The organism is Candidatus Cloacimonadota bacterium (genome assembly GCA_011372345.1).
Lineage (GTDB): Bacteria > Cloacimonadota > Cloacimonadia > Cloacimonadales > TCS61 > DRTC01.
This window is the reverse complement of sequence record DRTC01000592.1, coordinates 1-3,455: the sequence shown is the minus strand read 5'-3', so window position 1 is coordinate 3,455 and position 3,455 is coordinate 1. Positions and strand designations below refer to the sequence as shown.

The window sequence follows — 3,455 nt, the reverse complement described above, 5'->3', positions numbered from 1 at the left end:
CAATTTCTTATTTTTGGAATATAGGAAACAAAGATTAGCCTGCGGAATATCTGCTCCGATCTCGAATCCTAAAATATCGACATAAAATTTTTTTGCCCTCTCCATATCGGAAACATAGATGGCGATCGAACGAATGTTTTTGAACATTTAGTTTCCTTTTAATAAGGTAAATCCCCAGATTTTTTCGGGGGCAATTCACTTTATTATCGTTTTACTAACTATTTTGGAGATTACTCTTTTTTAACCGTTGAAAAGGTCAAGTGAGAGAAAACCTCCGGTAGAGACCGTTTTCAAGGTTTTAGTGCATTAAAATCATCTTCTTGATAGCAGAAAAATCTCCCGATTGAAGTTTATAGAAATAAATTCCGGAAGCGACCGGTTTTCCGAAATCGTCTCTTCCGTTCCAGACAATTTGTTGATTTGATGATCTGTCGATGGGAAGGTTTTTAAATGATTTTATCTTCTGCCCCTTCACGTTATATATTAAAATCTCCGTGTTCTCCGTGTGCTCTGTGGTTAGATTAAAAGAGATTGTCGTTGAGGAATGGAAAGGATTCGGATAATTAGCAAACCGAAATTCATCATTCGACAACTGAAAATCTTCCACTTCCGTATCAGTATATTTCCCGATCTTAACATCATCGATATACCATCCTTCTCCTGTAGAAAGTCCTGCACTTCCAAACACGAACCTGATCTGGGCTGATCCGGAATATTCGGAAAGGTTAAATTCAATTTCTTCCCATTCAAAATGACCGGCAAAAAGCGGTGTTCCAAATTCAAAGGGAGAAGAAGGAATATTGATTAAATGAGCAGGATAACCGCCAACAGGTTCGATCTGCTCGAATTCTCCTCCTTCGAGCGAAATCTCGACCATTGCTCCGTCATAACAAAGTGTATCATTAACATGAGGAGTATCCAGCCAATGATGGAATTTCAGATAACTGTTTGCAGATAAATCCATTTCGGGCATGAGCAAAGCCCCGTGTGTATAAGTCGAATAATTTTCAGCATCTTGTCCACCGAATTTCATACTGTTCGATCCGTCTTCAGTAAAATTTCTGAAACTGCTCAAATGCCATTCATCAGAATATCCTTCGGAAAGGGGAAGATGGCTCCATTGTTCTGATTCATTCTCAAAATCTTGCCCTACAAATCCGATTGGAATCCTGAAAAAATCGTTAACGGTGCATCCCAGTTCATCTATTGATAAAATCTCGATCTGGACAAAATCTCCTATAGGACATAACTCTGAAATTTCAAGGGAAAAAGGAAGAGAAGTTACAGCCTGCTCTCCCGGATTTATTTGAGGAATTATATCGCTGCCGCTGATCGAAACATTTGAATCGTAAGAATAAAGAGTTGTTGATAAATTGTAGGAATATCCGCTTCCCTGATTATTATACTGAAGATAAACTTCGATGGTTTCACCGGGATCGACAATGTCGTCTTCTTCGTTTACAATCGTCATCATAAAATCTTCAAAAATAATATCAGGAGCCTGAACATTTAATAAAATCACACTTTCCCAAACATCCTCATTGGAAGAAATTTCCACGATCATCGGAATTACTGCATTATCACTGATTCCCGGTAAAAGTTCTAGTTGAAAGGCATTTACGATAAAAATCGAATCCCTGGATGCGAGTGCTTCAGTATCCAGAAAATCATCGAGTATATCGATGAATTCGGAACCACAAGTTAAAAGACATTCTATGTTTTCTCCGGTAATATCCAAACCGATATTGTTCAAAGTAATATCCAAATCCAATACATCGAGAGATTGGATCGAACTGTCGATATAACCGCCAACTTCTTCATAATGAACATTTTCACAGACAACATACGCACCTTCGGAAATAATCGGAAGTTCCGTTTCATAAGTAAAATAATCATGTTTTGAAATGGTTAGATTAACAATTCCGACTTCTGTTAATGATGGAAAATCGATCGTTGCCGAACCAAAAGCAGCGATGGCTGTTCCTAATATTTCATCATTATAAACAAGTGAAACCATAGCTCCATCGACATTGCAATCTATCTGTATTTGAGAACTTCCCAAAGGAATTACAAGAGGATGATTGGCGATTATTTCAGATGGAAATTGCGTCCACATTTCCATGGTCGGATCTCCAAACCAGTGAAATTCTTCCAGAGCAGTTCTCCTGACCTCATCATTATCAACTTTGGTCATCATGTATTCTTTTCCGTAATTGAGAACATCACCAAATCTATAGATGGGATAATCATCTCCGTATTGATCATTATATACTGTTGTGAAATCGGGGAACATTGCATCCATCCAACCCCAGACAAGACGATCATTATAACCTGAATAACTGACTCGCGTTGAACCCAAAACTCCCGCACTTCCACCGCTCGAGTGTCTGATCCAATGTTCAACAAAACATTCGTCTGTATAATCTGTGTTGTAATTGTCCTCGTCGGTTTCATTATCATACCAGCCCGTATTACAATTTATAGAAAAGACGATCGGTCGTTTCTCTCCGTTATCCAGATTATCGACATCTTCGCAGCCATAATCAGGTTCTCCCCAACCATGACGACCTCCATGATCACGATGCAAAAGGAAAAATCTTCCGTCATTCATAGCATTTGTTACATCCCAGAAATTTCCATTCCAGGGAAAAGCTGGTTTTTGTAGATATTCCGGTAATTCCTGTCCCGGAGTGTCATTCTCAAAATTTGCCCAATCTTCGATGCTCCAATATGTTGGGAAAATTTCACTTCCATTGTAGCCGTTGTAAGTAGTATAAATTCGTTGAGCAGAATATCCTTGAGAATCGAGAAAATTCTTTACATCTTCACTGGTTTTGGCGAATCTTCTGTCAGCAATCTCGTTTGGAGGACTTCCATTTGAACCATCCTGGAAAGCTCCTGCCATAGTAGCATTTGAATAATAGATCGGATCATCTACCGGATTTCGCTCATATCTGATCATTCGTGCGATCAGACTGTCTGCCTGCGAGGAAGTGTCTACAGATAATCTGCCAAAACCCAGATCAGCAACATAATCAGGATAATCCCCAATATCCGCATAAAATAAGTCGGATGCAGTTAACAAATTATGATAAGGATGCTCATTAATATAATTTGTCGGAACAAATTCGGAGTCTCCGATAAATAATAAATAGGATGGAGCAGGATCCCAGTTATAATAAGCATAATCGATATAATTTTCGATTTGAGAACTGGTATTTCCCGTTTCGTTTGTGGTTACAACTTGCGTGTAAATTCCTTTTCGTTTTTTCCAGGACGAAAGAGAATCCGCTGCATTTTCAAAGTCCGGATGAGTAATGATCAAAAGGTCGCAGCCTTCTTCTCGAGTAGCTTCTCTTTCGTAATGAGCGACTTCATTTTCAGCAGTAACTATCTCGTCTCCGTTGATCGCCATTGATCGTAATATATTTTCCAGATTTTCTGATCGTAGATTG

At 38.8% G+C, this 3,455-nt stretch carries 2 protein-coding genes; both read right to left on the bottom strand.

The features are described from left to right. A partial coding sequence (locus ENL20_11320) for a hypothetical protein (protein HHE39142.1) occupies positions 1 to 147 on the bottom strand: 147 nt, incomplete at its 3' end. A gap of 151 nt (positions 148 to 298) precedes the next feature. After that, the gene (locus tag ENL20_11315) at positions 299 to 3,415 is read right to left on the bottom strand and encodes a T9SS type A sorting domain-containing protein (protein ID HHE39141.1); all 3,117 of its coding nucleotides are present in this window, start codon (positions 3,413 to 3,415) and stop codon (positions 299 to 301) included. Positions 3,416 to 3,455 lie beyond the last annotated feature (40 nt).